The organism is Candidatus Pelagibacter sp. HIMB1517, from assembly GCF_052047895.1.
Classification (GTDB): Bacteria; Pseudomonadota; Alphaproteobacteria; order Pelagibacterales; family Pelagibacteraceae; genus HIMB114.
This window is the reverse complement of sequence record NZ_JBNAIW010000009.1, coordinates 22,925-45,560: the sequence shown is the minus strand read 5'-3', so window position 1 is coordinate 45,560 and position 22,636 is coordinate 22,925. Positions and strand designations below refer to the sequence as shown.

The 22,636-nt window shown below is 32.0% G+C and carries 20 protein-coding genes; 16 read left to right on the top strand and 4 right to left on the bottom strand.

Annotated features, from left to right (window positions below; translation table 11 throughout):
* Positions 1-56 precede the first annotated feature (56 nt).
* The 6 genes from dctP to ACTTAT_RS05205 are packed head-to-tail and all read left to right on the top strand — an operon-like array spanning position 57 to position 6,071.
* Positions 57-1,070 carry a TRAP transporter substrate-binding protein DctP gene (gene dctP, locus ACTTAT_RS05230; protein WP_440679420.1) on the top strand — a complete coding sequence of 338 codons (1,014 nt, stop codon included), beginning with the start codon at positions 57-59 and terminating at the stop codon, positions 1,068-1,070.
* Between the two features lie 44 nt (positions 1,071-1,114).
* Positions 1,115-1,609, top strand: a complete 495-nt coding sequence (locus ACTTAT_RS05225) for a TRAP transporter small permease subunit (protein ID WP_440679421.1) — start codon at positions 1,115-1,117, stop codon at positions 1,607-1,609.
* Between the two features lie 17 nt (positions 1,610-1,626).
* Positions 1,627-2,958, top strand: coding sequence for a TRAP transporter large permease (locus ACTTAT_RS05220; protein WP_440679461.1), 1,332 nt, complete (start codon positions 1,627-1,629; stop codon positions 2,956-2,958).
* Positions 2,945-4,246, top strand: a complete 1,302-nt coding sequence (locus ACTTAT_RS05215) for a malonyl-CoA decarboxylase domain-containing protein (RefSeq protein WP_440679422.1) — start codon at positions 2,945-2,947, stop codon at positions 4,244-4,246. Before ACTTAT_RS05220 ends, ACTTAT_RS05215 begins: the two co-directional genes overlap by 14 nt.
* The gene (dusA, locus tag ACTTAT_RS05210) at positions 4,239-5,231 is read left to right on the top strand and encodes a tRNA dihydrouridine(20/20a) synthase DusA (RefSeq protein WP_440679423.1); all 993 of its coding nucleotides are present in this window, start codon (positions 4,239-4,241) and stop codon (positions 5,229-5,231) included. Before ACTTAT_RS05215 ends, dusA begins: the two co-directional genes overlap by 8 nt.
* Positions 5,232-6,071, top strand: a complete 840-nt coding sequence (locus tag ACTTAT_RS05205) for a sulfite exporter TauE/SafE family protein (protein ID WP_440679424.1) — start codon at positions 5,232-5,234, stop codon at positions 6,069-6,071.
* A 3-nt stretch (positions 6,072-6,074) separates the two neighbouring features.
* Here ACTTAT_RS05205 and ACTTAT_RS05200 read toward each other — a convergent pair whose 3' ends face one another.
* The 3 genes from ACTTAT_RS05200 to ACTTAT_RS05190 are packed head-to-tail and all read right to left on the bottom strand — an operon-like array spanning position 6,075 to position 10,923.
* Positions 6,075-7,049, bottom strand: coding sequence for a quinone oxidoreductase family protein (locus ACTTAT_RS05200; protein ID WP_440679425.1), 975 nt, complete (start codon positions 7,047-7,049; stop codon positions 6,075-6,077).
* A 6-nt stretch (positions 7,050-7,055) separates the two neighbouring features.
* Entirely contained in the window at positions 7,056-7,979 is a 924-nt protein-coding gene (locus ACTTAT_RS05195; RefSeq protein ID WP_440679426.1) for a nucleoside recognition domain-containing protein, read from the bottom strand.
* Between the two features lie 4 nt (positions 7,980-7,983).
* A complete protein-coding gene (locus tag ACTTAT_RS05190; RefSeq protein WP_440679427.1) occupies positions 7,984-10,923 on the bottom strand; it encodes an FAD-binding and (Fe-S)-binding domain-containing protein in 2,940 nt (979 codons plus the stop codon).
* Between ACTTAT_RS05190 and ACTTAT_RS05185 the strand changes: the two genes are divergently transcribed.
* The 7 genes from ACTTAT_RS05185 to ACTTAT_RS05155 all read left to right on the top strand — a co-directional run bounded on the left by ACTTAT_RS05185 (position 10,924) and on the right by ACTTAT_RS05155 (position 17,381).
* Positions 10,924-12,099 (top strand): pyridoxal-phosphate-dependent aminotransferase family protein, encoded by a 1,176-nt coding sequence (locus ACTTAT_RS05185; protein ID WP_440679428.1) that lies wholly within the window; start codon positions 10,924-10,926, stop codon positions 12,097-12,099. It abuts the gene before it with no gap.
* A gap of 70 nt (positions 12,100-12,169) precedes the next feature.
* Positions 12,170-13,159 (top strand): TRAP transporter substrate-binding protein, encoded by a 990-nt coding sequence (locus ACTTAT_RS05180; protein ID WP_440679429.1) that lies wholly within the window; start codon positions 12,170-12,172, stop codon positions 13,157-13,159.
* A gap of 46 nt (positions 13,160-13,205) precedes the next feature.
* Positions 13,206-13,706, top strand: coding sequence for a TRAP transporter small permease (locus tag ACTTAT_RS05175; protein WP_440679430.1), 501 nt, complete (start codon positions 13,206-13,208; stop codon positions 13,704-13,706).
* Between the two features lie 21 nt (positions 13,707-13,727).
* Complete coding sequence (locus ACTTAT_RS05170) at positions 13,728-15,011, top strand: TRAP transporter large permease (protein ID WP_440679431.1); 1,284 nt, start codon at positions 13,728-13,730, stop codon at positions 15,009-15,011.
* Positions 15,012-15,791 carry an enoyl-CoA hydratase/isomerase family protein gene (locus ACTTAT_RS05165; RefSeq protein ID WP_440679432.1) on the top strand — a complete coding sequence of 260 codons (780 nt, stop codon included), beginning with the start codon at positions 15,012-15,014 and terminating at the stop codon, positions 15,789-15,791.
* A 1-nt stretch (position 15,792) separates the two neighbouring features.
* Positions 15,793-16,986, top strand: a complete 1,194-nt coding sequence (locus ACTTAT_RS05160; protein WP_440679433.1) for a CaiB/BaiF CoA transferase family protein — start codon at positions 15,793-15,795, stop codon at positions 16,984-16,986.
* Positions 16,986-17,381 carry an HIT family protein gene (locus ACTTAT_RS05155; RefSeq protein WP_440679986.1) on the top strand — a complete coding sequence of 132 codons (396 nt, stop codon included), beginning with the start codon at positions 16,986-16,988 and terminating at the stop codon, positions 17,379-17,381. The genes ACTTAT_RS05160 and ACTTAT_RS05155 overlap by 1 nt, the downstream gene beginning before the upstream one ends.
* Here the strand turns inward: ACTTAT_RS05155 and ACTTAT_RS05150 are convergent, their stop codons facing one another.
* The gene (locus ACTTAT_RS05150) at positions 17,382-18,839 is read right to left on the bottom strand and encodes a phosphomannomutase/phosphoglucomutase (protein WP_440679435.1); all 1,458 of its coding nucleotides are present in this window, start codon (positions 18,837-18,839) and stop codon (positions 17,382-17,384) included. It lies immediately after the preceding gene.
* A 186-nt stretch (positions 18,840-19,025) separates the two neighbouring features.
* Between ACTTAT_RS05150 and ACTTAT_RS05145 the strand changes: the two genes are divergently transcribed.
* Genes ACTTAT_RS05145 through ACTTAT_RS05135 form a run of 3 tightly spaced genes read left to right on the top strand, consistent with a single transcriptional unit; the run spans position 19,026 to position 22,631 of the window.
* Positions 19,026-20,966, top strand: a complete 1,941-nt coding sequence (locus ACTTAT_RS05145) for a ribonucleoside-diphosphate reductase subunit alpha (RefSeq protein ID WP_440679436.1) — start codon at positions 19,026-19,028, stop codon at positions 20,964-20,966.
* Positions 20,957-21,985, top strand: coding sequence for a ribonucleotide-diphosphate reductase subunit beta (locus ACTTAT_RS05140; protein WP_009360059.1), 1,029 nt, complete (start codon positions 20,957-20,959; stop codon positions 21,983-21,985). Before ACTTAT_RS05145 ends, ACTTAT_RS05140 begins: the two co-directional genes overlap by 10 nt.
* The gene (locus tag ACTTAT_RS05135) at positions 21,960-22,631 is read left to right on the top strand and encodes a class I SAM-dependent methyltransferase (protein WP_440679437.1); all 672 of its coding nucleotides are present in this window, start codon (positions 21,960-21,962) and stop codon (positions 22,629-22,631) included. Before ACTTAT_RS05140 ends, ACTTAT_RS05135 begins: the two co-directional genes overlap by 26 nt.
* Positions 22,632-22,636: the final 5 nt, after the last annotated feature.

The following is a 22,636-nucleotide window of genomic DNA, read 5'->3' as shown; positions in this document are numbered from 1 at the left end:
CTTGATATCAAAATATAGTTCAATAGCCAATAATTTAACAAACAGGGGAGACATAAATGAAATTTAAAAAATCATTTATCTATTTATTTGCTGCTGTTTTCTTATTTGCTGGAGTAGGTGAGTCTTTTGCTAAAACATTAAAAGCAAGTCACCAATGGCCAGGTACAAAAAGAAAAGACGGTAAATTTGATGTTCGTCACGAAATGGTTCAAATCATTGCTGATGAAATGAAAAAAGCAAACGTTGGAGTAGATATTAGAATTTACCCAGCTAAATCACTTTATAAACCAAAAGAGCAATGGAAGCCAATGACAACTGGTCAGTTGGATATTTCAGCATTCCCATTAGCTTATGCAGCAAAATTCCATCCAGAGTTTGATATTACATTAATGCCTGGAATGGTTAAAAACCATAAGCATGCATTAAGAGTAAACAACTCACCAATGATGAAAACAATTAAAAAAATCATCAATGATGCAGGTGTTGTAGTATTATCTGATGCTTGGTTAGCAGGTGGTTTTGTATCAAAGAAAAATTGTATTACGAATCCAGAGTCAGTTAAAGGTCAGGTTTTCAGAGCTGCAGGAAAGGCATTTAACCAAATGCTTGAAGGTGCAGGCGCTGGTATTCAAGGAATGCCATCTTCTGAGATCTATAATGGTCTTCAAACTGGAGTACTTGATGGTGCAAATACAAGTTCAGGAAGTTTTGTATCTTACAGAATTTACGAACAAGTTAAGTGTGCGACACCTCCAGGTAAATATGGTCTATGGTTTATGTATGAGCCAATTCTTATGTCAAAAAAGTCTTTTGACTCTTTAACTTCTAAACAACAAAAAGCTTTAATGAAAGCTGGAAAAGTTGCGGAGAAGTATATGACTAAAGAAGCTGCTGGTTTAGACACTACTATGGAAAAGGCTTATAAAAAAGCTGGTGTTAAACTTTCTTACATGACTAAAGCTGATTTTGATGCTTGGTTAGCTATCGCTAAAAAAACATCATACAAGAACTTTGCAGATAAAGTTCCAGGTGGTCAAAAATTAATTGACCAAGCTTTAGCAGTAAAATAAAAGCTTAAAATTAATACCCCTGCTCATTGCAGGGGTATTTTTTTATGACAGATAAATTTATAAAATTTACGGAGCAAGTTGCAAAAATCTGTGGGATATTTGCTGCAGGTTGTTTGTTATTGTCTATAGTTTTAATTACAGAATTAGTTTTTGAGCGTTATCTTTTTAGAAACGCAATCACATGGCAAACCGAATTAGTCACGATGTTGCTTGTTGCATCTACTTTTATTGGAAGCGCATGGGTTTTAAGTGAAAAAGGGCATGTTAATATGGAATACTTATATACATTCATGTCAGAAAAAAATGTAACAAGATTAAAAATTTTCACAGATAGTTTGTGTTTAATTTTTTTCTTAATTTTATTTTATGTCAGTTTTGAAATCACTGCAGATGCATTTATAAATAATCATAACACAGGTACAATTTGGAGCCCTCCACTATGGATACCATATTCATCTATGTTAATTGGAGCAATCTTAATGACAATGTCTTACATTGCTGAACTGATAAAACTTTTTAGAAAGTTAAAGGAATTTTAATGGAATTTATTACAAACATGGATCCGCTTTTACTTGGTCTGATCGTGGGCCTTTTTACGGTTGCCATGTTGTTTTCAGGAATACCTATTGCATTTGGTCTATGTTTTACATCTTTAGTCTTTTTATTTTTAGCAGAAGGTTTTCAAATTCTTAATGTATATGCAGAAACCTTTTATGCAGGCTTAAATTCTTTTGTTTTACTGTCTATTCCAATGTTTATCTTGATGGGAATGGCTGTAGCAAATTCACCTGCAGGTAAAGATTTATATACTGGTTTAGATAGATGGCTTTGGAGACTACCTGGTGGTTTAGTGGTTTCTAATATTGGAGCTTGTTCAATATTTGCAGCTCTTAGCGGATCAAGCCCAGCAACATGTGCTGCGATTGGAACTATGGGAATTCCTGAGATGAGAAAAAGAGGATACTCGGCAGAACTTGCAACTGGATGTATTGCTGCTGGTGGAACTCTTGGTGTTTTAATCCCACCTAGTATCGTTCTTATTGTTTATGGTTTAGCAACAGGAACATCTATAGGAAGATTGTTTTTATGTGGTGTGATCCCAGGTTTATTGCTTGCGGGATTATTTATGCTTTGGGCTTATATTTACTCATACTTTATTGATAAATCTTATGCTGAAAGAGCAAGAAATAGAGTTCCTCCAACATTAAAAGAAAAAATTGAAGTTCTTCCAAGAGTACTACCTTTTTTAGCAATTGTTGCAGGTGTCCTTTACGTTCTTTATGGGGGTATTGCTACTCCGTCAGAGGCATCGGGCGTTGGAGCATTTCTTGTTTTTGTGATGATTGCTGTAGTTTATAAAATTTATCAGCCTAAAAAAATATGGGATATTGTAAAAGTTTCAATGAAAGAGAGCGTAATGATAATGTTCATTATTGCTGGCTCATATATATTTGCATTTAGTTTATCGTCTCTATACGTAACACAATCTATTGCTCAAACTATTGTTGAGATGGGTTTAAACAAATGGTTATTGTTTTTTTATATTAATATCTTTTTATTAATCGCAGGTTTCTTTTTACCGCCAGTTGCAGTTATTGTTATGACGTCTGCAATCTTACTTCCAATTATTACTGAATTTGGTTTTGATCCTTATTGGTTTGCGATTGTATTTACAATTAACATGGAGATTGGCTTAATAACACCACCCGTAGGTCTTAATTTGTATATCATCAAAGGTATAACTCCTGATGTTAGCTTAAACCAAATTTTAAGAGGATCAATTCCTTTCATGGTAATGATGATGATTTGCATAGTGATTTTATGTATTTTCCCTGAGCTTGTTACATGGTTACCAGACAAGTTAATGGGTAAAGATGCTGGATTTTAAGAAACTTTTTTCTTCAATAGCAGATGCAGGTCAGAATTTAATAGGAAAAAAAACTGTTAAAAAAGATTTACCAACTGCACTTCAATTATGTGATGATTTAACATCTTTTAAAGGAATTGCCTCAGGTATTGCAATTGCTAGAGAGATCACTGAGATTTATAGTGTTTTTAACACAGATCAAAAATTAAATTTTTTTAAAGAATTAAATAAAAAATTCTCACCAAATAAAGAAAAAGTTGAAATTAAAATTGCAGAATATCTTAAAGAAAAAAATGAAAAGTCATTAAATGAATTAGGAACTGCTGTTGAAGGAAATAGACAAGAGCTCATTCGAAGATTAAATATGGCTCCAAATGGAACTCCCTTCCTCGTTTCAATGAGAGAAGATTTGATAAAATTTTTACCTATTAATCCTGAGCTTAAAACTTTAGATGAAGATATAAGGCACTTATTTAAATCCTGGTTTAATCCTGGTTTTCTAAGGCTAGAAAAAATAACCTGGGAGTCAAAAGCAGCAATATTAGAAAAAATAATAAAGTATGAAAAAGTTCATCAAATTAAAGACATGAATGATTTAAAACGTAGATTGCAGCAAGAAGATAGAAGATTTTTTGCATACTTTCATCCAGTTTTAAAAGATGAACCTTTAATATTTGTTGAGGTTGCTTTTACAAAAGGCATTGGCAATTCTATACAAGAAATTGTTAAACCAAAAACAGATAATAATTCAAATTATGATACTGCCACTTTTTATTCAATCAGCAATTGCCAAGAAGGTTTAATGAGAGTGACATTAGGAAATTTTTTAATAAAAAGAGTTGTTTTTGAAATTCAGGAGGAAAACCCTAAAATAAAAAATTTTGGAACTCTCTCTCCTTTACCTGGTTTTTGTGATTGGTTTTTATCGTTAAACGATGAAAAATTAAAAGATATATTAAAAGATTATGACATCACAAAATTAAATTTTTTAAGATCATCTGATTTAAAAATAGGAGAGCCTAAAATTATAGAAGAGAAAACAGCTATTAAAAAATTAGTAGCTCATTATTTAATTAATGAAAAAATTAATAACAAACCTCTAAATCCAGTATCAAGATTTCACCTTGGAAATGGCGCTAGTATTTATAACATTATAATTAATGGAAATATTAGCGACTATGGATACAAAGAGTCTTTTGGCATTATGGTAAACTATGGATATCAGTTAGAAAAGTTAGAGAAAATTCATGAGGATTTTATTACCAAAGGTATTATTTCATATTCTGATAAAATAAAAAAATATGTCTAAATTAAATCGTAAAATTTCCATGGCTCCAATGATGGATTGTACAGATCGTCATGATCGATATTTCTTAAGGTTAATTAGTAAAAACATTTTTTTATATTCAGAAATGATTGCAACCGGAGCAATTCTCAATGGAGATAAAAAAAAAATATTAGAATTTAGCGAATTTGAAAAGCCAGTAGCATTACAACTTGGTGGAAGTAATAAAAAAGAATTAGTGGAGTGTTGCAAAATTGTTGAAGATTTTGGGTATGACGAGATCAATTTGAATCTGGGTTGCCCAAGTAAAAAGGTTCAAAAAAATAAATTTGGTGCATGTTTAATTAAGGAACCAGATCTAGTTGCTGATTGCCTTTCCGCAATGGTTCAATCTACGAAACTACCAGTTACAGCAAAGACAAGAATTGGTTATGACGATGTTGAAGATTTCGATTATTTAAATTCATTTGTAGAAAAAATTAAAAATACAGGAGTAAAAACAATTATTCTTCATGCAAGAAAAGCAATTTTAAAAGGTTTAAGTCCAAAGGAGAATTTAAGAATACCAAAACTAAATTATAAAATGGTATATGAAATAAAAAAATCAAACCCAGAAATTGAAATCATTATCAATGGGGCAGTTACAGATACTGATCAAATTAAATCTCATTTAAAATTGGTAGATGGGGTTATGATTGGGAGAGCTATTTATCAATCACCTTACTTTTTAGCTGATATTGAAAAAGATGTTTTTAAAAATGATGACATTCTAACAAGAGAACAAATCGTAGAAAAATTAGTCGAATATGTAGATACAGAAGTTAATAAAGGAACAAGAGTTAATCAAATTATGAGACATACGGTTGGCTTGTATCATGGACAAAGAGGTGCAGGTAAATGGAAGAGGTATCTATCAGATAATATGATGGCAAGAGACTCTGATTTTCAAAAAGTGAAACATATTTTAGAAGTAGTTCAAAATAATGAGAAAGTTGAAATAGCTATTTAAATGTTTGATGGTATTTCTTTAAATGAATTAATTACTTTAGTCACTGTTTTAGCTATTGCTGCAACTATTTCTGGTTTTATGGCAGGATTGCTAGGTGTTGGCGGAGGTATAATTATGGTTCCAGCGTTATACTATGCATTTGAAACCCTCCATTTTGATCCTTTAACAATTATGCACTTGTCACTTGGAACCTCATTGGCAATTATTATTCCTACTTCAATCATGTCAACCAAAACACACATGAAGTTTGATGCGGTTGATTTTAAATTAATTAAATCATTTGGATTATTTGTGGCAGGCGGCGTTATACTGGGAACGGTATTTGCTTCAAATTTAGAAACACCAAGATTAGTTTTAATATTTTCAATTTTTGCTTTTTGCGTGGGTTTATTTTTTATATTTTTTAGAGAAAAATTAGGCGAAACCCCAAGAGATATTCCTTTTAAAATTAAAAGCTTTATTGGAACATGCATAGGGTTTATTTCTGTTCCTCTTGGAATTGGCGGAGGATCAATTTCTGTCCCATTTATGAGATTATTTGGCTATTCCATTAGAAATGCCATTGGTACGTCAGCTGCGATTGGATTTATAATTTCAGTTGTTGGTGCTTTCAGTATGTCATTTAGCGGAAGTATCTTTGATGAAGTAAAATCACCGCTAAGTATTGGTTATGTGAATATTCCAGGGTTTTTAGTTTTTGTACCAGTCACAATGTTAATGGCACCAGTTGGCGCAAGGTTAGTACATAGAATTGAAAAAAAGTTATTAAGCCGAATATTTGGTTGTTTTTTACTTATAATAGCAATTAGATCATTTATTGAGTACTTAGACCTAAACTAAGTTTTAAGGTATTAGCACAGCGGGCCCTAGAAGTTTTCTAGATTCCAAATCTTCATGTGATTTTCTAGCTTCGTCCAAAGAATATTTTTTAAATATATCGATTTTAATTTTTTTACTTTCCATTGCTTCAAAAACTCTTCCTGCAGACAATTCTAATTCTTCTCTAGTAGCTGTGTATGGCATTACTGAAGGTCTTGTAAAAAATATTGCTTTAGGTGCTAAATGCTTTTTTAAATCTATTGTTTTAACGGGACCAGAGGCATTTCCAAATGATATAAACATGCCTCTTAATTTTATTGCTTCAAGGGATTTCTCAAAGGTTTTTTCCCCAACTCCATCATAAATTACATCGGCACCCTTACCATTCGTAATTTTAAGGACTTCGGCAGCAAAATCTTGAGCAGAATAATTAATTACATGATCGCAGCCATTTTTTTTTGCTATTTGAATTTTTTCATCTGATCCAACTGTACCTATCACTGTACATCCCAAGGCTTTTGCCCACTGACAAAAAAGTTGTCCCACACCACCTGCGGCGGCGTGAAAAAGAAGTACCTCTCCTTTTTTTGCTTTATAAGCTCTATGCAATAAATATTCACAAGTCATACCTTTTAAAGTAATAGCGCTTGCTTCTTCAAAGTTAATTGACTTTGGGACTTTAACTAATTTTGCTTCTGGCATAATTTGCAATTCTGAGTAAGCCCCTATAGGCATAGATGCATGTGAGACATGATCACCAGCTTTAAATAATTTTACATCAGGCCCCACTTCTTTAACAACCCCAGCAGCTTCAAGGCCTATACCAGATGGAAGAGGAATCGGGTAAAGGCCAGTCCTATGATAAGTGTCAATAAAGTTTAAGCCAATAGACTTATTTTCTACCAAAACTTCATTTGGTTGTAATTTTTGTAAATCTTTTTGATTAATTTTTAAAACTGAAGGGTCACCAAATTCTGTAATTTCTACAACTTTAACCATAACAGCTTATACCGCTTTAAAGTATCTTTTGTAAATCATAAATATGAAATAACTTAAGACTAAACTAAAAATTACTCTAGCAATTAATATTCCTGAGATATGACCACCAATAAGCGCCATCAAGATAGTATCTTCAATAATAGCATGAAGAAGATTTAGTAGCGATACTGCTAGAAAAACACTTTGCTTATCTATTTTCCCGGACTTAACATCTTTAATTAAAATACCGCCTCCATATTGAATTCCGATAGTCATACCAACTATAATAATATTCATTGCTTCCTTTTGTATGCCGAATAATTTTAAAGGAGGTACAAAAATAATTTCAAATAGTCTCTCAATACCGATTTTTTTTAGGATTTCTAAAATAATTACCATGATGCAAACAATGAAAAAAACATAAACAAGGTTTATAAACTGATAGTATAACCAGGGCCAAAATTCTGTTGGTAATGGATCCAATTTTACGAGTGTATCAAAAGGCTCCATCAATAACTCAAAATTAAAATAAATTAATTTTAGGATAAAACCCAATAAAAAAGCTGAAAAAAACCTAAGTAATGCTGTGTAAGTAAAGCTTATTCCTGCAGCCTTACAAACCGCACTTTCTATTGGAATATTATGACATACTAATATCATTGTCGTTAATATTGTTACTTGCGCAACATTTACATCTAAGATTGGTATAAGATTTATAAATAACACAATTGCAGCATACATATTTACTAAAATGGCAGTTACCAAAACCAAACCAAGTTCTGGAGTCAAACCAACCAAAGACATTAATGGTTGAATTAATTTTGCTAAAAACTCTATGACTCCCGAAATTTCTAAAACTTTAATAATAAAAACAAATGGAATTAAAATTTTATATAAAGGAATACAGATTTCTTTTACGTCATTCGCTATTTTGAAAACAGTTTTTTTCATGATTTTAATTTATTGTTTCAAATAAATTAAATAATAGTTCAGAAATATGTTTTGGTTTTTTATTAGAAAAATCTGATATTTGATGTCTACAACTTGTGCCATTAGCAACAACATAATCATCTTCTGTTGAATTATTAATTGCAGGTATCAAAGTGAGATGCGCCATCTTTTTTGAAACATCATAATGCTTTGAGCTATATCCAAAGGATCCAGCCATTCCACAACAACTGCTATCAATCATTGAGTTTTTAATGTTTAATTCATTAAGCAAACCGGTAAGACCTTTGGTTCTATTTTGTGATTTTTGATGACAATGTCCGTGGATGAGGACTTTTTTATCAAAATCTTTGGGTTTGATTTGATTACCATTATTCATTTCATTTAAAACAAATTCTTCTAACAATAAAAAACTATTTTTGATTTTATCTCGACCATTTAATTTTGAAAAAGATTTAAACTCATCATTAAATGTTAATAAACACGACGGCTCAATACCAATGACTGGAAGCTCATTATATCCATTTTCATTTATATAACTCGTAAACCTTTCTAATTCATTTCTAGCTTTATCTAGTTGACCCATAGAAATATATGTTCTTCCGCAACAAAGAGGTCTATTCAAATTATCATTTTGAAAACTCGGTATGATAGCTTGATAACCAAATTTATTTATAACTCGAATTGCATACATTAGATTTTTTATTTCAAAATTAATATTAAAAGTATCAGCAAACAAAATTACTTTTTTCTCTAAATTTGGCTGAGAATTATAAATTTCTCTAAGAGGGCTTTGATTTTCAACAATCGGTAGAGATCTTTTTGATGAAAAGCCAAACCATTCAATGATGTTATTGATAACAGGAACTTTGTTTAAAAAATTAACAATTGGATTTGAAATTTTTAATAACCAAATTAGTTTTGGCATATTTGAAATTACTTTATCTTTAATACTCATTGAAAATTTTTTGTAATAGTGTGATAAAAATTCACTCTTCATTTTAGCCATATCTACAGACATCGGGCACTCTCTCTGACAAGCTTTACAACTTACACATAGTTCCATTGTTTCATACATTCCTTTTGAAACAAATGATCCCTCTGGTAATTGATTAGATAATGCTAACCTTAATGTATTCGCTCTTCCTCTCACTAAATCTTTTTCTTCTTTGGTGACTCTGTAAGAAGGGCACATTACTCCTGAGTCTAATTTTCTACACGCCCCGTTATTGTTACACATTTCTACCGCATCAGAAAATTGACCCCAATCAGACCAATCATAATGAGTTGAAATATTTTCTGCTTTGTAATCAGATTTATATCTCATCAAAGATCTATCATCTGATTTATATGCTCTTACAATTTTGTGAGGATTTAATAAGTTTTTTTTATCAAAGGTATCTTTGATTTCTTCAAAAGCATTTAATATTTTTTTACCAAACATTTTTTCATGAAACTCAGACCTAACAATTCCATCACCATGCTCTCCAGAGTGTGATCCTCTGTATTCTTTAACCATATCAAATGCTTCATCAGCAATTGCTTTCATATTTTTAATATCTTGATCTGATTTCATGTTAAGTACAGGCCTTACATGCAAAGTGCCAACTGAAGCATGAGCATAAAACATTCCGCTCGTGTTATATTTTGCAAAAACATCTTTTAATCTTGATGTGTAATCAGCTAAATGATCTAAAGTTACTGCACAGTCTTCAATGAAAGCGACTGGCTTTTTGTCTCCTTTTAAAGACATTAAAATATTTAAGCCTGCTTTTCTAATTTCAAAAATTTCTTTTTGGTCTGATAAATCTTCATAACTTTTGTAATTGTTATTTGAATTTTGCGCTCTGACTAAACTTTCTAAATCTTTTAATTTAGACCTTGCAAGATCTAAATCATCATCAATGAATTCTACCATAAGAACTGCTTCTGGATTACCTAAAATATATTTTTTTATACTTTCTGCATAAATTGGAATTTGTTTCGCAAGATCAATTAAATTATGATCCAAAAGTTCTACAGTGGTAGGTTTTAATGTTACCATTTCTTTTGTTAATTCCATAGCTTGTGCAAAACTTTCAAAATAGCAAACACCTAAAACTTTTTGTTTTGGAATTGGTGAAAGTTTAAGTTTAATTTTATTAAATAATGATAATGTTCCCTCTGAACCGACTAAGATATTAGAAGTATTAAAGCCATCCGGATTGATTAAATCTATATTATATCCGCCAACTCTTCGTTGTGTTTGGGGCCAAAATTGAGAAATATCATCTTTAACATTTTCTCTAAGATCTAAAAATTTTTTAATAATTTCATATTGTCTATTTTGATCATTTTTTGCTTCAAGGTAGTTTTTATTAATGTCCTCAAAAGTATGAATAGTTCCATCATCTAATATGGCTTCAACAGCAAGAACATTATTAACCATATTCCCATAATATAAAGATCTTGAGCCACAGCTGTTGTTGCCCGTCATTCCTCCAATAGTTGCTCTACTGCTTGTAGATACATCTACTGGAAACCAAAGACCAAATTGTTTTAAATAAGAATTTAAAGTATCGAGAACAATTCCAGGCTGAACCCAAACATATTTTTCTTCTACGTTAAGTTCTAAAACTTGGTTTTGATGTTTTGAGTAGTCTAATACAATAGCTTCACTTACAGTTTGCCCGCATTGTGAGCTTCCACCTCCTCTTGCTAGTAAAGGAATTGAATTTTTCTGAGAATATTCCATTAGCCTTAAAACATCATTATGATCTTTAGCTAAAACTGCACCGATAGGTTTAATCTGATATAAAGAAGAGTCAGTGCTGTATCGACCTCTTGAAAACGGATCAAAGAGTACTTTGCCTTTAACAAGTCCTTGGACTTCTTTTCCTATTTTTTCTGCTTGTTGATCATTAAATTTCATAATTGCTAAATAAGTTCCCTTAACATATAAGGCCATATGCCTAAATCAAATTCTTTTCAACCGGGTAAACATTTTTTACAGATTCCAGGACCAACGAATGTACCTGATAGAGTTTTAAGGGCTATGGATTACCCAACAATTGATCATAGAGGACCTGAATTTGCTGAAATTGCCAAAAGAGTTTTAGATAAAATTAAATTAATTTTCAAAACATCTGAACCAGTAATTATTTATCCAGGGTCAGGAACAGGAGCTTGGGAGGCTGCGATTGTTAATACTTTAAATGAAGGTGATAAAGTATTGATGTTTGAGACTGGAGAGTTTTCAACCAAGTGGTGGGATATTGCTGAGAAATTAAAAATAAAAGGTGATTTTGTTGAAGGTGATTGGAGAACTGGAGCCGACCCAGAGATCGTTGAAAAAAAATTAAAAGAAGACACCAATAAAGAAATTAAAGCTGTTTTTGTAGTTCACAATGAAACTTCAACTGGTGTTGCAAGTAGAATTGGCGAAATTAGAAAAGCAATGGATAATGCAAATCATCCTGCATTACTTATGGTTGATACTATTTCTTCTCTCGCTTCTATTGATTATAAACATGAAGAATGGAAAGTAGATGTTACTGTTGGAGGATCACAAAAAGGTTTATTGTTACCACCTGGTTTATCTTTTAATGCAATAAGTTCAAAAGCATTGGAAGCTTATAAGAATTCTAAATTACCAAAATCTTACTGGGACTGGAAACCAATGTTGGATAATAATAAAAATGGTTTTTTTCCTTACACTCCTGTAACAAATATGTTTTACGGATTAGATGAAGCAATCAACATGCTTCTTGAAGAAGGTTTAGAAAATGTTTTTGCAAGACACAAAAGACATGCAGAAGCAACAAGGCTTGCAGTAAAAGCTTGGGGATTAGAAATTCTTTGTAAAAATCCCGAAGAGTATTCAAATTCTTTAACAGCAGTTATGATGCCAGAAGGTCATGATGCTGACGCACTGCGAAAAGTTATTTTAGATAATTACAACATGTCTCTTGGTATGGGATTAAATAAAATCAAAGGTAAAGTATTTAGAATAGGTCATTTAGGTGACTTTAATGACTTGATGTTGTCAGGAACTTTAGCAGGAGTTGAGATGGGTTTAGCAAAAGCAGGAGTCCCATTCAAAAAGGGTGGAATATTAGCTGCTCTGGATTATTTATCCAAATAATCAAAATATATCACTAGTAATCCCCTATAATATTTACTAAAATTAAGAAAATAATTTAATAGGGGGAATAATGAAAAACATTAAAACATTGTTCGCGACAATTGTTTCAGTTCTTTTTTTATCTTCAGTGGTACACGCAGGTGGACACGGTGGTGTCGAGCTAAAGTTTGGTCACGTTGGTAAACCAGGATCTTTGTTTCATGAGTCAGCTGAACATTTTAAAAATCTTGCAAATAAAAGATTAGGAAAAAAGGGTAAAGTAGTAACTTTTGGATCTTCTCAATTAGGAAAAGATAAACAGTTACTTCAAAAAGTTAAAGCAGGTACTGTTAACTTCTCATTACCTTCATCAGTTATGTCATCTGTACATGATGAGTTTGGTGTATTTGATATGCCTTACATGATCAAAGACAGAAACCATATGGCTAAAGTTGAAAAACAAGTGTTACCAGGGATCTTCAAAAATTTAGAAGCAAAAACTGGATACAAAGTTTTAGCTGTATGGGAAAACGGTTTTAGACATATCACTAATAACAAAAGACCAATAAATACTCCATCAGACTTAAATGGTATTAAATTAAGAACACCTAAGTCTAAATGGAGAGTGAAAATGTTTAAAACTTACGGTGCAAACCCAACTCCAATGGCTTTTTCTGAAGTATTTACTGCATTAAAAACTGGAACTATGGACGGTCAAGAAAATCCATATGCGCAGATTGCTAGTGCGAAATTCCAAGAAGTGCAAAAATACTTATCTATTACAGGCCACGTTTATACGCCTGCTTATGTTGTGGTTCACAAAGATCAGTGGAACAAAGTTCCAGCTGATGTGAGAAAAATTGTTGAACAAGCAGCTCAAGACACTCAAAAGTTTGTATATAAAAGAGCAGCGGAACTTGAAGTTTCTTTATTAAAAGTAATTAAAGATGCTGGTGTTAAGGTTAACACTGCAAATAGAGATGCTTTTGTAAAAGGAAGTGCTGCTGTTTACAAACAGTTTGGTGACGAAGTTGGAACAGGAAACGCGTTAATTAAAAAAGTTTCTGGTCTAGCTAAATAAGTAATTTTAAAGGAGCCGGCCCTTTTCTTAGGGCCGGTTTTTTTTAATGAACATTCAAGAATTTAAAAAAAAATACGATAAAGCTCTAGAATTTGTTTTATTTGTAATGATGGTTGCCATGGCTGCTGTTGTTATTTTGGGTGTTAGTTTTAGATGGGCAGGTCACGCTTTGACTTGGTATGACGAAGTAGCATCTATGCAATTAGCATGGTTAACTTATTATGGCTCTGCTTATGCGGCATTAAAAGGTGGCCACATTAGCGTACCAAGTATTTTAAAATCTTTCCCATTACACATTAGAAAACCTTTATTCTTTTTATCAAAATTATTCGTTTACAGTTTTTTTGTTTTATTAACCTATTATGGTTTTAAAGTGATGTTCATCGTACAAGGTGAAACATTAACAACACTAGATTGGTTTCCGCAACCACTAGCTCAATCGGTTATTCCAGTCGCATCAATATTATTTATTTTATCTGAGACATTAAATTTTAAAGATAGCTATCAACAAATGATGGAAGGTAAAATCGTAGGAGGAGAAGAGTAATGGAGGCAAAGAAATAAAATTATGATGTTGCTTATTATGTTCTCCATACTGTTATTTTTATTAAGTATTAATGTGCCAATTGCTGTTGGTATTGCAATTACAACAGTTATTGCAATGGTAGTTAACCAAGGTCCATCATTTTTAATAGATACCGCAATTGTTCTTTATGACGGAACGATGAAATTTCCTTTAATTGCAATTCCTTTATTTATTTTAGCGGGATCAATTATGAATACCGCAGGTATATCAAGAAGATTAATTGCATTCGCATCTGCCTTAGTTGGTTTTATCAAAGGTGGATTAAGTATGATTAATATAGCTGTTTCAATGTTTTTTGCTGAAATTTCAGGTTCGGCTGTGGCAGATGTTGCGGCTCTTGGTTCTATTTTAATTCCTGCAATGAAAAAGAAAGGTTACCCTGGTGCTTTTTCTGCAGCGGTGACATCATCTTCAGCTTCACTTGCAATAATTATTCCCCCATCAATTCCAATGATTTTATATGCGGTAATGGCTCAAAGTTCTGTTGTTCAGTTATTTGTTGCTGGAATTATTCCAGGAATTTTAGGTGGATTTTTAATGATGCTAGCAGCATATATCTATGCTCGTAAAAAAGATTTACCCGTAGAAGAGGCTTTCGATATTCAAAATCTTAAAAAAACCGCAAAAGAAGCTGGATTAGCATTTACATTGCCATTAATAATTTTAGGTGGAATTTTTGGCGGTGTAGTTACCGCAACAGAAGGTGCTGGGTTAGCAGTTTTGGCGGCTTTAGTTATAGGTTTTATTCATAGAGAATTAAACTGGAAAAGTTTTTATAAAGCTGCATCAGAAGGAGCAACTCAAACGGCAATAGTAATGTTATTAGTTGGAGCATCTGTTCTTCTTGGTGAATTTTTAACGATTGAGCAGATTCCACAAAAAGTTGCAGAATCTATTATTGGAATAACAAATAATAAATATTTTGTTTTAATGATATTAAACGTATTTTTATTAGTAATTGGATTATTTTTACACTCTGCTGCTGCAATTATTTTAACTGTCCCAATAGTGATGCCACTAGTAAATGCTGTTGGAATTGATCCAGTACACTTTGGAATTATCGTAACTTTAAACTTAGCTATCGGTCAACAAACCCCACCAGTAGCCAGCGTATTAGTTACAGCATGTTCAGTTGCAAAAGCTGATATTTGGGAGGTGACAAGAGCAAACATCATGTTCATAGGTGTTTTATTATTTTTGTTAATGGTTGTTACTTATATCCCAGCAGTACCAATGACTTTAGTTGAGTATTTTTACAGATCATAAATGACTTTAATTAAGAAAAAAAAGATAAATAAACATATTTTAGAAGTATCTCTAAACCGTCCTGAAAAATTAAATGCATTAACCAAACCCATGTGGAAAGAGCTGGGAAAAGTCTTTAAAAAATTAAGTAAGATTAAAGATTTAAGATGTATTGTGATTAGAGGAGAAGGTGGAAAATCCTTTTCACCTGGAAATGATATTGGAGAGTTTGAAAAAGAAAGATCTAACAGTAAATTAGCTAAAGCATATGGAGTTTTTTTACACGGCACTTTAAGAGCTATTCAGGATTGTCCTATACCAACTGTTGCTTTAATCGAGGGTATTTGTGTTGGTGGTGGCATGGAAATTGCAGCATGTTGTGATCTGAGAGTTTGTGGAACATCTTCAAGGTTTGGAGTTCCAATTAAAAGACTAGGCTTAACTATGGCAGCAAAAGAATTGCAAGCTTTACTTGGTATAACTAATTATTCAACAGCTATGGAAATTTTACTTGAAGGAAGGATATTGAGCGCCAAAGAAGCTTATGAAAAAAATTTAGTAAATAAAGTTGTTCCAGATGAAGATGTTGAAAAAGAAGCGTATAAAACCGCTGAACTAATTTGTGAGGGTGCACCAAAAGTAGCAAGGTGGCACAAACAATTTGCAAAAGAGATTCTAAAAACTGGAAAAGTCACGAGTAAGTTAAATAATCTTGGTTACAAATGCTATGATACAAAAGATTTTCAAATAGGTTACAAATCTTTTTTAACAAAAACAAAACCAAAATTTAAAAATAAATAAAATGCCCGGTCCAATTCAAGGAGTAAAAGTTTTAGAACTTGCTCAAATCATGGCTGGACCAACATGCGGATTAATGCTTGCAGATCTTGGAGCAGAAGTAATTAAAATAGAAAAAATACCAGGTGGAGATGATACGAGAAGGTTTTTGCCACCTGATATTAACGGTGAAGCATCTGCATATATGATGATGAATAGAAATAAAAAAGGGATTGCAATAAACTTAAAAGAAAAAGATGGAATTAATATTTTAAAAAAAATGATCAAAGAATCTGATGTTGTTATAGAAAATTTTAGAAAAGGAACGATGGAAAAGCTTGGTATTGGTTATGATGAGTTAAAAAAAATCAACCCAAAAATAGTTTATTGTGAAATATCAGGTTACGGAAGAACAGGTCCATACTCTGACAAAGGTGGATTTGATTTAGTTGCTCAAGGCATGAGTGGTTTGATGAGTATTACTGGTGAAAGTAAAGACAAACCTCCAATGAAGGTTGGAGCTCCACTTACAGATATCACCGCTGGTATTCTTGGAGCAACGGGTGTTTTGGCTGCGTTGATTAATCGTGAAAAAACTGGAGAAGGTCAAAGGGTAGATACATCTTTATTTGAAGCGGGTATTGTTCATACATATTGGCAATCTGCGATTGCGGTTGCAACAGGTAAATCACCAGGCCCATTAGGTTCGGCACATCCTCTTACAGCACCTTATCAAGCTTTTAAAACTAAAGATAATTGGATTACAGTTGGAGCATCTAATCAAAAAACTTGGTTAAGGTTAATCAAAGCTTTAAATAAAGAAGAGTTACAAGAAGACGAAAGATTTAACAGTAACGATAATAGAATGAGCAATCTAACTTCTTTAGTTGAAGTTCTTCAAAAAGAAATTTTAAAAAAAACTTCTAAAGAATGGATAGATATTTTTGACAAAGAAGGTTTGCCATGCGGCCCAATTAATTCAATAACTGAAATGCATAATGATCCTCACACAATAGATAGAAAGATGATTATAGAAGTAGAAAATAAAAAAGCTGGAAAATCTAAAGCTATTGGTATGCCAATTAAATTTTCAAAAACAAAAATTGAAAATAGTACAGGAGCCCCTGTTTTTGGAGAACACACAGACGAGGTTTTGCTGAATTTTGGTTATTCAGACACAGAAATTAAAGATTACAAAACACGAGGAATTGTAGCTTAGTGTTTAAGCTTAATAATAAATTTAATAAAACCAGCTATTTTATTAAGGAATTAAAGCTTTGCCATGTAAGGCTTCACGATAATTCTAAATTTCCATGGATAATGTTAATTCCTAAAAGAGCAAGTGTATCTCAAATTCTAGATTTAAATAAAAAAGATCAAATCCAACTTTTAAATGAAATCCAACATTGTAGTAAAAAAATGAAACAACATTTTAAATGCAATAATTTAAACGTAGAAAAAGTTGGAAATATCATACCTCAATTACATATTCATATAATTCCACGGCATAAAAAAGATCCAACGTGGCCATTACCAGTTTGGGTTACCAAACCAAAGCCGTATCCAAAAAAAGAATTAGAAAAAATATTATCTAAATTAAAAAAAATTATTTAATTAAATTTTTTGATCGTATTCACCAATCTTCCCAGTTTCTTGCAAATATTTATCAATAAAATTAAAGATTGCTTTTTTTCTTTTATCTGAGGTTGGACTTTCAGTAACTACAACTAAAGAAGGTTTGTTTGATGAAGCTCTTATCAAACCCCAGGATCCATCGCTTAAAGAAAATCTTACGCCATTTACTGTTAATACATCTTTTATCTCTTCACCATCGACTAATACTTTGTCATTTTTAAATTTTATAAATTTTTTAACTAGCTCATCAACAACTTGGTATTTTTCTTCATCTTTGCAAAAAGGAGCCATTGTTGGTGTTTGAAAGGTTTTTGGAAGTTCATTAATAATTTCATTCATTTTTTTGTTTTGATTATTTAATAAGTGGCAAACTTGTATTGCAGAATTAATTCCATCATCGTAACCTAGACCTAATGGTTGATTAAAGAAAAAGTGACCACTTTTTTCAAAACCTGCGAGTGCTTTTTCTTTGTTAACTTTTCTTTTTATGTGCGAATGACCAGTTTTCCATAAAATAGTTTCACAATTATTTTTTTTCAAAATTTTATCGTGAGAGAACAGACCAGTTGATTTAACATCTATTACAAATTTTGAATTAGGATATTGAGGAGCTAAGTTCCTTGCGATTAATAATCCAATTTTATCAGAAAATATCTCTTCACCATTATTATCAATGACTCCAACACGATCTCCATCGCCATCAAAACCAAATCCAACATCAGCATTATTCTCCTTTACTGTTTTTGAAATAGCATGAAGCATTTCAAGGTCTTCTGGATTAGGGTTATATTTTGGAAATGTAAAATCCAGGTTACAGTCCATCTCAATCACATCACATCCAATACCTCTTAAGATATCTGGAGCAAATATTCCGGCAGTTCCATTACCACATGCAACAACTGCTTTGATTTTTTTTTGTATTTTGTTTTTTGAAATTAAATTTTTTTTATAAACATCAATAAAATTTTCTATTTTTTTAATACTTCCTTTACCTGATATAAATTTTTTATTTAATACAATTTCTTTTAGATCTTGCATTTCTTCAGGAGCATGGGTTAAGCCTTTTGCAATACCCATTTTAACTCCTGTCCATCCATTTTCATTATGACTTGCTGTAACCATTGCTACACCGTCAGCTTCTAATTCAAATTGCGCAAAGTACGCCATTGGAGATAAAGACAGTCCTAAATCTTCAACATGACATCCAGTTGAGATTAAACCTTCAGTTAAGGAATCTTTAATTTCTTCACTGTAAGACCTGTAATCATATCCAACCACAACTCTTGGGTTTTGTTTTTTTGTTTCTGAAATAATTTGTGAACCCAATCCGCAGCCTAAATTTTTAATTCCAGCTAGATTGATGTCGTCAGGATAAAGCCATCTAGCATCGTATTCTCTGAACCCATTGTGATTAATGTGGATAGTAGAATCAGACATAAGAAACCATTAATGAATTAGCAGTTATTTTGAAAGCCAATAATTAACAGGCCTTAATTTTCTTATTGATTTATTTATAAGTTCATATTATGTTCTCTTGCTTGGAACATACAATTAGTATACTCAAGCTTTATAGACACAACATATAGTTGTTTTTACATAAAAACGTAACAAAAAGGCTAAAAAATGCAAGATAACATCGCTCTGGCTATCAAGAATGCTTTGGAAGAAAACAAGGACAAAATTGTAGAAGAATCTAGCAAAATCAACGCTGATTTGAAGAGGCCAGACCTATTTAGCCTTTCAAACGACACTGAATTATTTCAAAACGAAGAAGGAATCACTATCAAGATCGATAGATCACGTGACGCTAATCTAACTGATTTTGGTATGGCAACTCTAACAGATAGATATTTAAGTGAAAACGAGTCTTATCAAGATTTATTTGCAAGGGTAGCCGCAACTTATGCTGATGATAATCTTCATGCACAAAGACTTTATAATTATATTTCTAAATTATGGTTCATGCCAGCAACACCTGTACTTTCAAACGCAGGCACATCAAGAGGTTTGCCTATTTCGTGTTTTTTAAATGAAGCTGCAGATTCATTAGATGGGATTGTAAATCTGTGGAGCGAGAATGTTTGGCTTGCTGCAAAAGGTGGTGGAATTGGAAGCTACTGGGGTAACCTTAGAGCTATTGGAGAAAAAGTTGGAAGAGTGGGAAAAACTTCGGGAATTATTCCGTTTATCAAAGTAATGGACTCTTTAACACTTGCAATTAGTCAGGGTTCTTTAAGAAGAGGTTCAGCAGCATGCTATCTTCCGATTGATCATCCTGAGATAGAAGAGTTTATTGAAATGAGAAGACCAACTGGTGGAGATCCGAATAGAAGAGCTTTAAATTTGCATCACGGTGTACTCGTGACAGATGCGTTTATGAGAGCTGTTGAGACTGATGCTGACTGGCCTTTAAAGAGTCCATATGACGGTACAGTTCAATCAACAATTAAAGCAAGAAATTTATGGATTAGATTATTAACTGCAAGAGTTGAGACAGGTGAGCCATACATTGTTTATATTGACACTGTTAATAGAATGATACCTCAGCATCATAAACTTGCTGGTCTTACTGTTAAGACATCAAATTTATGCAGCGAGATAACTCTACCAACTGGAATTGATAAGTACGGAAAAGATAGAACAGCGGTATGTTGTTTGTCGTCTTTAAATTTGGAAAATTATGACGAATGGAAAGATGAACCTGGATTTATTGAAGATATAATGAGAATGTTAGATAACGTTTTATCTGATTTCATTAATCGTGCACCTGAATCATTCAAAGACGCAAAATATTCTGCAATGAGAGAAAGAAGTGTTGGACTTGGAGTTATGGGATTTCATTCTTACATGCAAAGACACATGATACCACTCGAGTCTGTTATGGCTAAAGTTTGGAATAAAAAAATGTTTCAGTTCATCGACAAAGAAGTTAACGCTGCTTCAAAAAAATTAGCTGAAGAAAGAGGACCTTGTCCTGATGCAGCTGAGTATGGAATTAATGAAAGATTTTCTAATAAAACTGCAATTGCACCAACAGCATCTATTTCAATTATTTGCGGAGGAGCATCGCCAGGAATTGAGCCAGTAGCAGCAAACAGTTATACGCACAAAACTTTATCTGGTTCTTTTAATGTTAGAAACAAATACTTGAAAAAAATCTTACAAAAGTACAATCAAGATACAAATGAAGTTTGGTCTTCAATTACAACAAACCAAGGTTCAGTTGAACATCTAGATTTTTTATCTCAAGATGAAAAAGATGTATTTAAAACTGCTTTTGAAATTGACCAAAGATGGTTAATTGATCATTCAGCAGATAGAACACCTTATATATCTCAGGCTCAATCACTTAATGTGTTTATACCTGCTGATATTCATAAAAAGGACCTTCACCAGATTCATTATCAAGCTTGGAAAAAAGGATTAAAAAGCCTTTATTATTGCAGATCTAAATCAATCCAAAGAGCTGAAGTTGTGAATACAAGTTTTGCAAAAACTAAAAAGCAAAAAAATCAAGAAAACCAACAAACAAATGATTACGAGGAGTGTTTATCATGTCAGTAGCACCTAAATTAGAAGAAAAATCAGGTTATTACGATGGGTATTGTGATAACGAAGGATTATTAAAAGAAAAAGCAGTTTATAAACCATTTAGATATCCATGGTGTTATGACGCTTGGTTAACCCAACAAAGAATACACTGGTTACCGGAAGAAATTCCATTAGCTGAGGATGTTAGAGATTGGCAAAAGAATCTAACAGCTCATGAAAAAAATCTTTTAACTCAAATATTCAGATTTTTTACTCAAGCTGATGTTGAGGTAAATAACTGTTACCTAAGACATTACACAACGGTATTTAAGCCTACAGAAGTTTTAATGATGATGACTGCATTTGCTTCAATGGAAACAATTCATGTTGCAGCTTACTCTCATTTACTTGATACAATTGGAATGCCAGAGTCTGAGTACTCAGCTTTCTTAAAGTATAAAGAAATGAAAGATAAGTATGATTACATGCAGAACTTTAATGTAAATAATAAAAGAGAGATTGCAAAAACAGTTGCAGTATTCTCAGCTTTCACTGAAGGTCTTCAGTTGTTTGCAAGTTTTGCAATTTTATTAAATTTCCCAAGATTTAATAAAATGAAAGGAATGGGGCAGGTAGTAACTTGGTCAGTAAGAGATGAGACTTTGCATTGTAATTCAATGATCAAAATCTTTAATACTTTCTGCGCTGAGAACCCGGGTCTTTTAGATGAGTCTTTGAAAAAAGAAATCACAGACGCTTGTAGAACAATTGTTGAGCATGAAGATGCTTTTATTGATCTTGCATTTGAAATGGGTCCAATTGAAGGATTAACAGCTCAACAAATTAAAGATTACATCCGTTGGATTGCAAACAGAAGATTAGTTCAGTTAAAGCTGGATGAAATTTATGATGTTAAAGAAAATCCACTAGAATGGATTGATACCATGTTGAATGGTGTTGAGCACATGAACTTCTTTGAAGGTAGAGCAACAGAATATTCAAAAGCTTCTACAAAAGGTTCGTGGGTTGAAGCATTCGATTTCACAAGGTAAGTTGAAATATAAAAATTATTGGAGAAAAACTGGTCTCAAAAAACCTTTCGGAGACCAGTTTTTGTCTTTCTTAAATTCTATTAACCCAAAAAATGTTCTAGAAGTTGGTGTATTTTGTGGAGTAACAGCAAGGAATATTTGCGAACTTTTAAATAAAAATCATAAAAATAACTTTTCTTATTTCGGATTAGATCTTTTTGGTTCAGAAAAACAAAATAATATTGATGAAATTGAACCTAAATTTTTAAAAAATCAAAATTTTTCAAACCCATTAAAAAAAATCTACTATAACTATATTCTTAAAGAAAATTTAAATTCTTTGGAAAGTGTTTCAAAATTCCTAAAAAAATTTTCAAACAATATTCAGTTAGTAAAAGGTGATACAAAAGAGACTTTAAATACAATTCCTTTGGAAAAAATTAATTTTGTTTTTTTGGATGGTGGTCACAGCTATGAAACAGTAAATAGTGACTTGAATATACTTATGCAAAAATTACCAAAAAATTCTCATATTTTATGTGACGATTACTGCGAAAACTTTGAAATAAAAGAGGTTAGTTCTGCAATTAATGATTTTTGTAAGAAAAACACTCTAAAAGTTGAAAAAAAATTTTATCGCTTTGCTTACATTTTTAAAGATCGGTAAGTTTT

What these genes read in the sequence shown, in the direction of transcription:
- dctP (WP_440679420.1), top strand. Translation starts at nt 57, where the DNA reads ATGAAATTTAAAAAATCATTTATCTATTTATTTGCTGCTGTTTTCTTA.
- ACTTAT_RS05225 (WP_440679421.1), top strand. Translation starts at nt 1,115, where the DNA reads ATGACAGATAAATTTATAAAATTTACGGAGCAAGTTGCAAAAATCTGT.
- ACTTAT_RS05220 (WP_440679461.1), top strand. Translation starts at nt 1,627, where the DNA reads ATGGATCCGCTTTTACTTGGTCTGATCGTGGGCCTTTTTACGGTTGCC.
- ACTTAT_RS05215 (WP_440679422.1), top strand. Translation starts at nt 2,945, where the DNA reads ATGCTGGATTTTAAGAAACTTTTTTCTTCAATAGCAGATGCAGGTCAG.
- dusA (WP_440679423.1), top strand. Translation starts at nt 4,239, where the DNA reads ATGTCTAAATTAAATCGTAAAATTTCCATGGCTCCAATGATGGATTGT.
- ACTTAT_RS05205 (WP_440679424.1), top strand. Translation starts at nt 5,232, where the DNA reads ATGTTTGATGGTATTTCTTTAAATGAATTAATTACTTTAGTCACTGTT.
- ACTTAT_RS05200 (WP_440679425.1), bottom strand. Translation starts at nt 7,049, where the DNA reads ATGGTTAAAGTTGTAGAAATTACAGAATTTGGTGACCCTTCAGTTTTA.
- ACTTAT_RS05195 (WP_440679426.1), bottom strand. Translation starts at nt 7,979, where the DNA reads ATGAAAAAAACTGTTTTCAAAATAGCGAATGACGTAAAAGAAATCTGT.
- ACTTAT_RS05190 (WP_440679427.1), bottom strand. Translation starts at nt 10,923, where the DNA reads ATGGCCTTATATGTTAAGGGAACTTATTTAGCAATTATGAAATTTAAT.
- ACTTAT_RS05185 (WP_440679428.1), top strand. Translation starts at nt 10,924, where the DNA reads ATGCCTAAATCAAATTCTTTTCAACCGGGTAAACATTTTTTACAGATT.
- ACTTAT_RS05180 (WP_440679429.1), top strand. Translation starts at nt 12,170, where the DNA reads ATGAAAAACATTAAAACATTGTTCGCGACAATTGTTTCAGTTCTTTTT.
- ACTTAT_RS05175 (WP_440679430.1), top strand. Translation starts at nt 13,206, where the DNA reads ATGAACATTCAAGAATTTAAAAAAAAATACGATAAAGCTCTAGAATTT.
- ACTTAT_RS05170 (WP_440679431.1), top strand. Translation starts at nt 13,728, where the DNA reads ATGATGTTGCTTATTATGTTCTCCATACTGTTATTTTTATTAAGTATT.
- ACTTAT_RS05165 (WP_440679432.1), top strand. Translation starts at nt 15,012, where the DNA reads ATGACTTTAATTAAGAAAAAAAAGATAAATAAACATATTTTAGAAGTA.
- ACTTAT_RS05160 (WP_440679433.1), top strand. Translation starts at nt 15,793, where the DNA reads ATGCCCGGTCCAATTCAAGGAGTAAAAGTTTTAGAACTTGCTCAAATC.
- ACTTAT_RS05150 (WP_440679435.1), bottom strand. Translation starts at nt 18,839, where the DNA reads ATGTCTGATTCTACTATCCACATTAATCACAATGGGTTCAGAGAATAC.
- ACTTAT_RS05145 (WP_440679436.1), top strand. Translation starts at nt 19,026, where the DNA reads ATGCAAGATAACATCGCTCTGGCTATCAAGAATGCTTTGGAAGAAAAC.
- ACTTAT_RS05140 (WP_009360059.1), top strand. Translation starts at nt 20,957, where the DNA reads ATGTCAGTAGCACCTAAATTAGAAGAAAAATCAGGTTATTACGATGGG.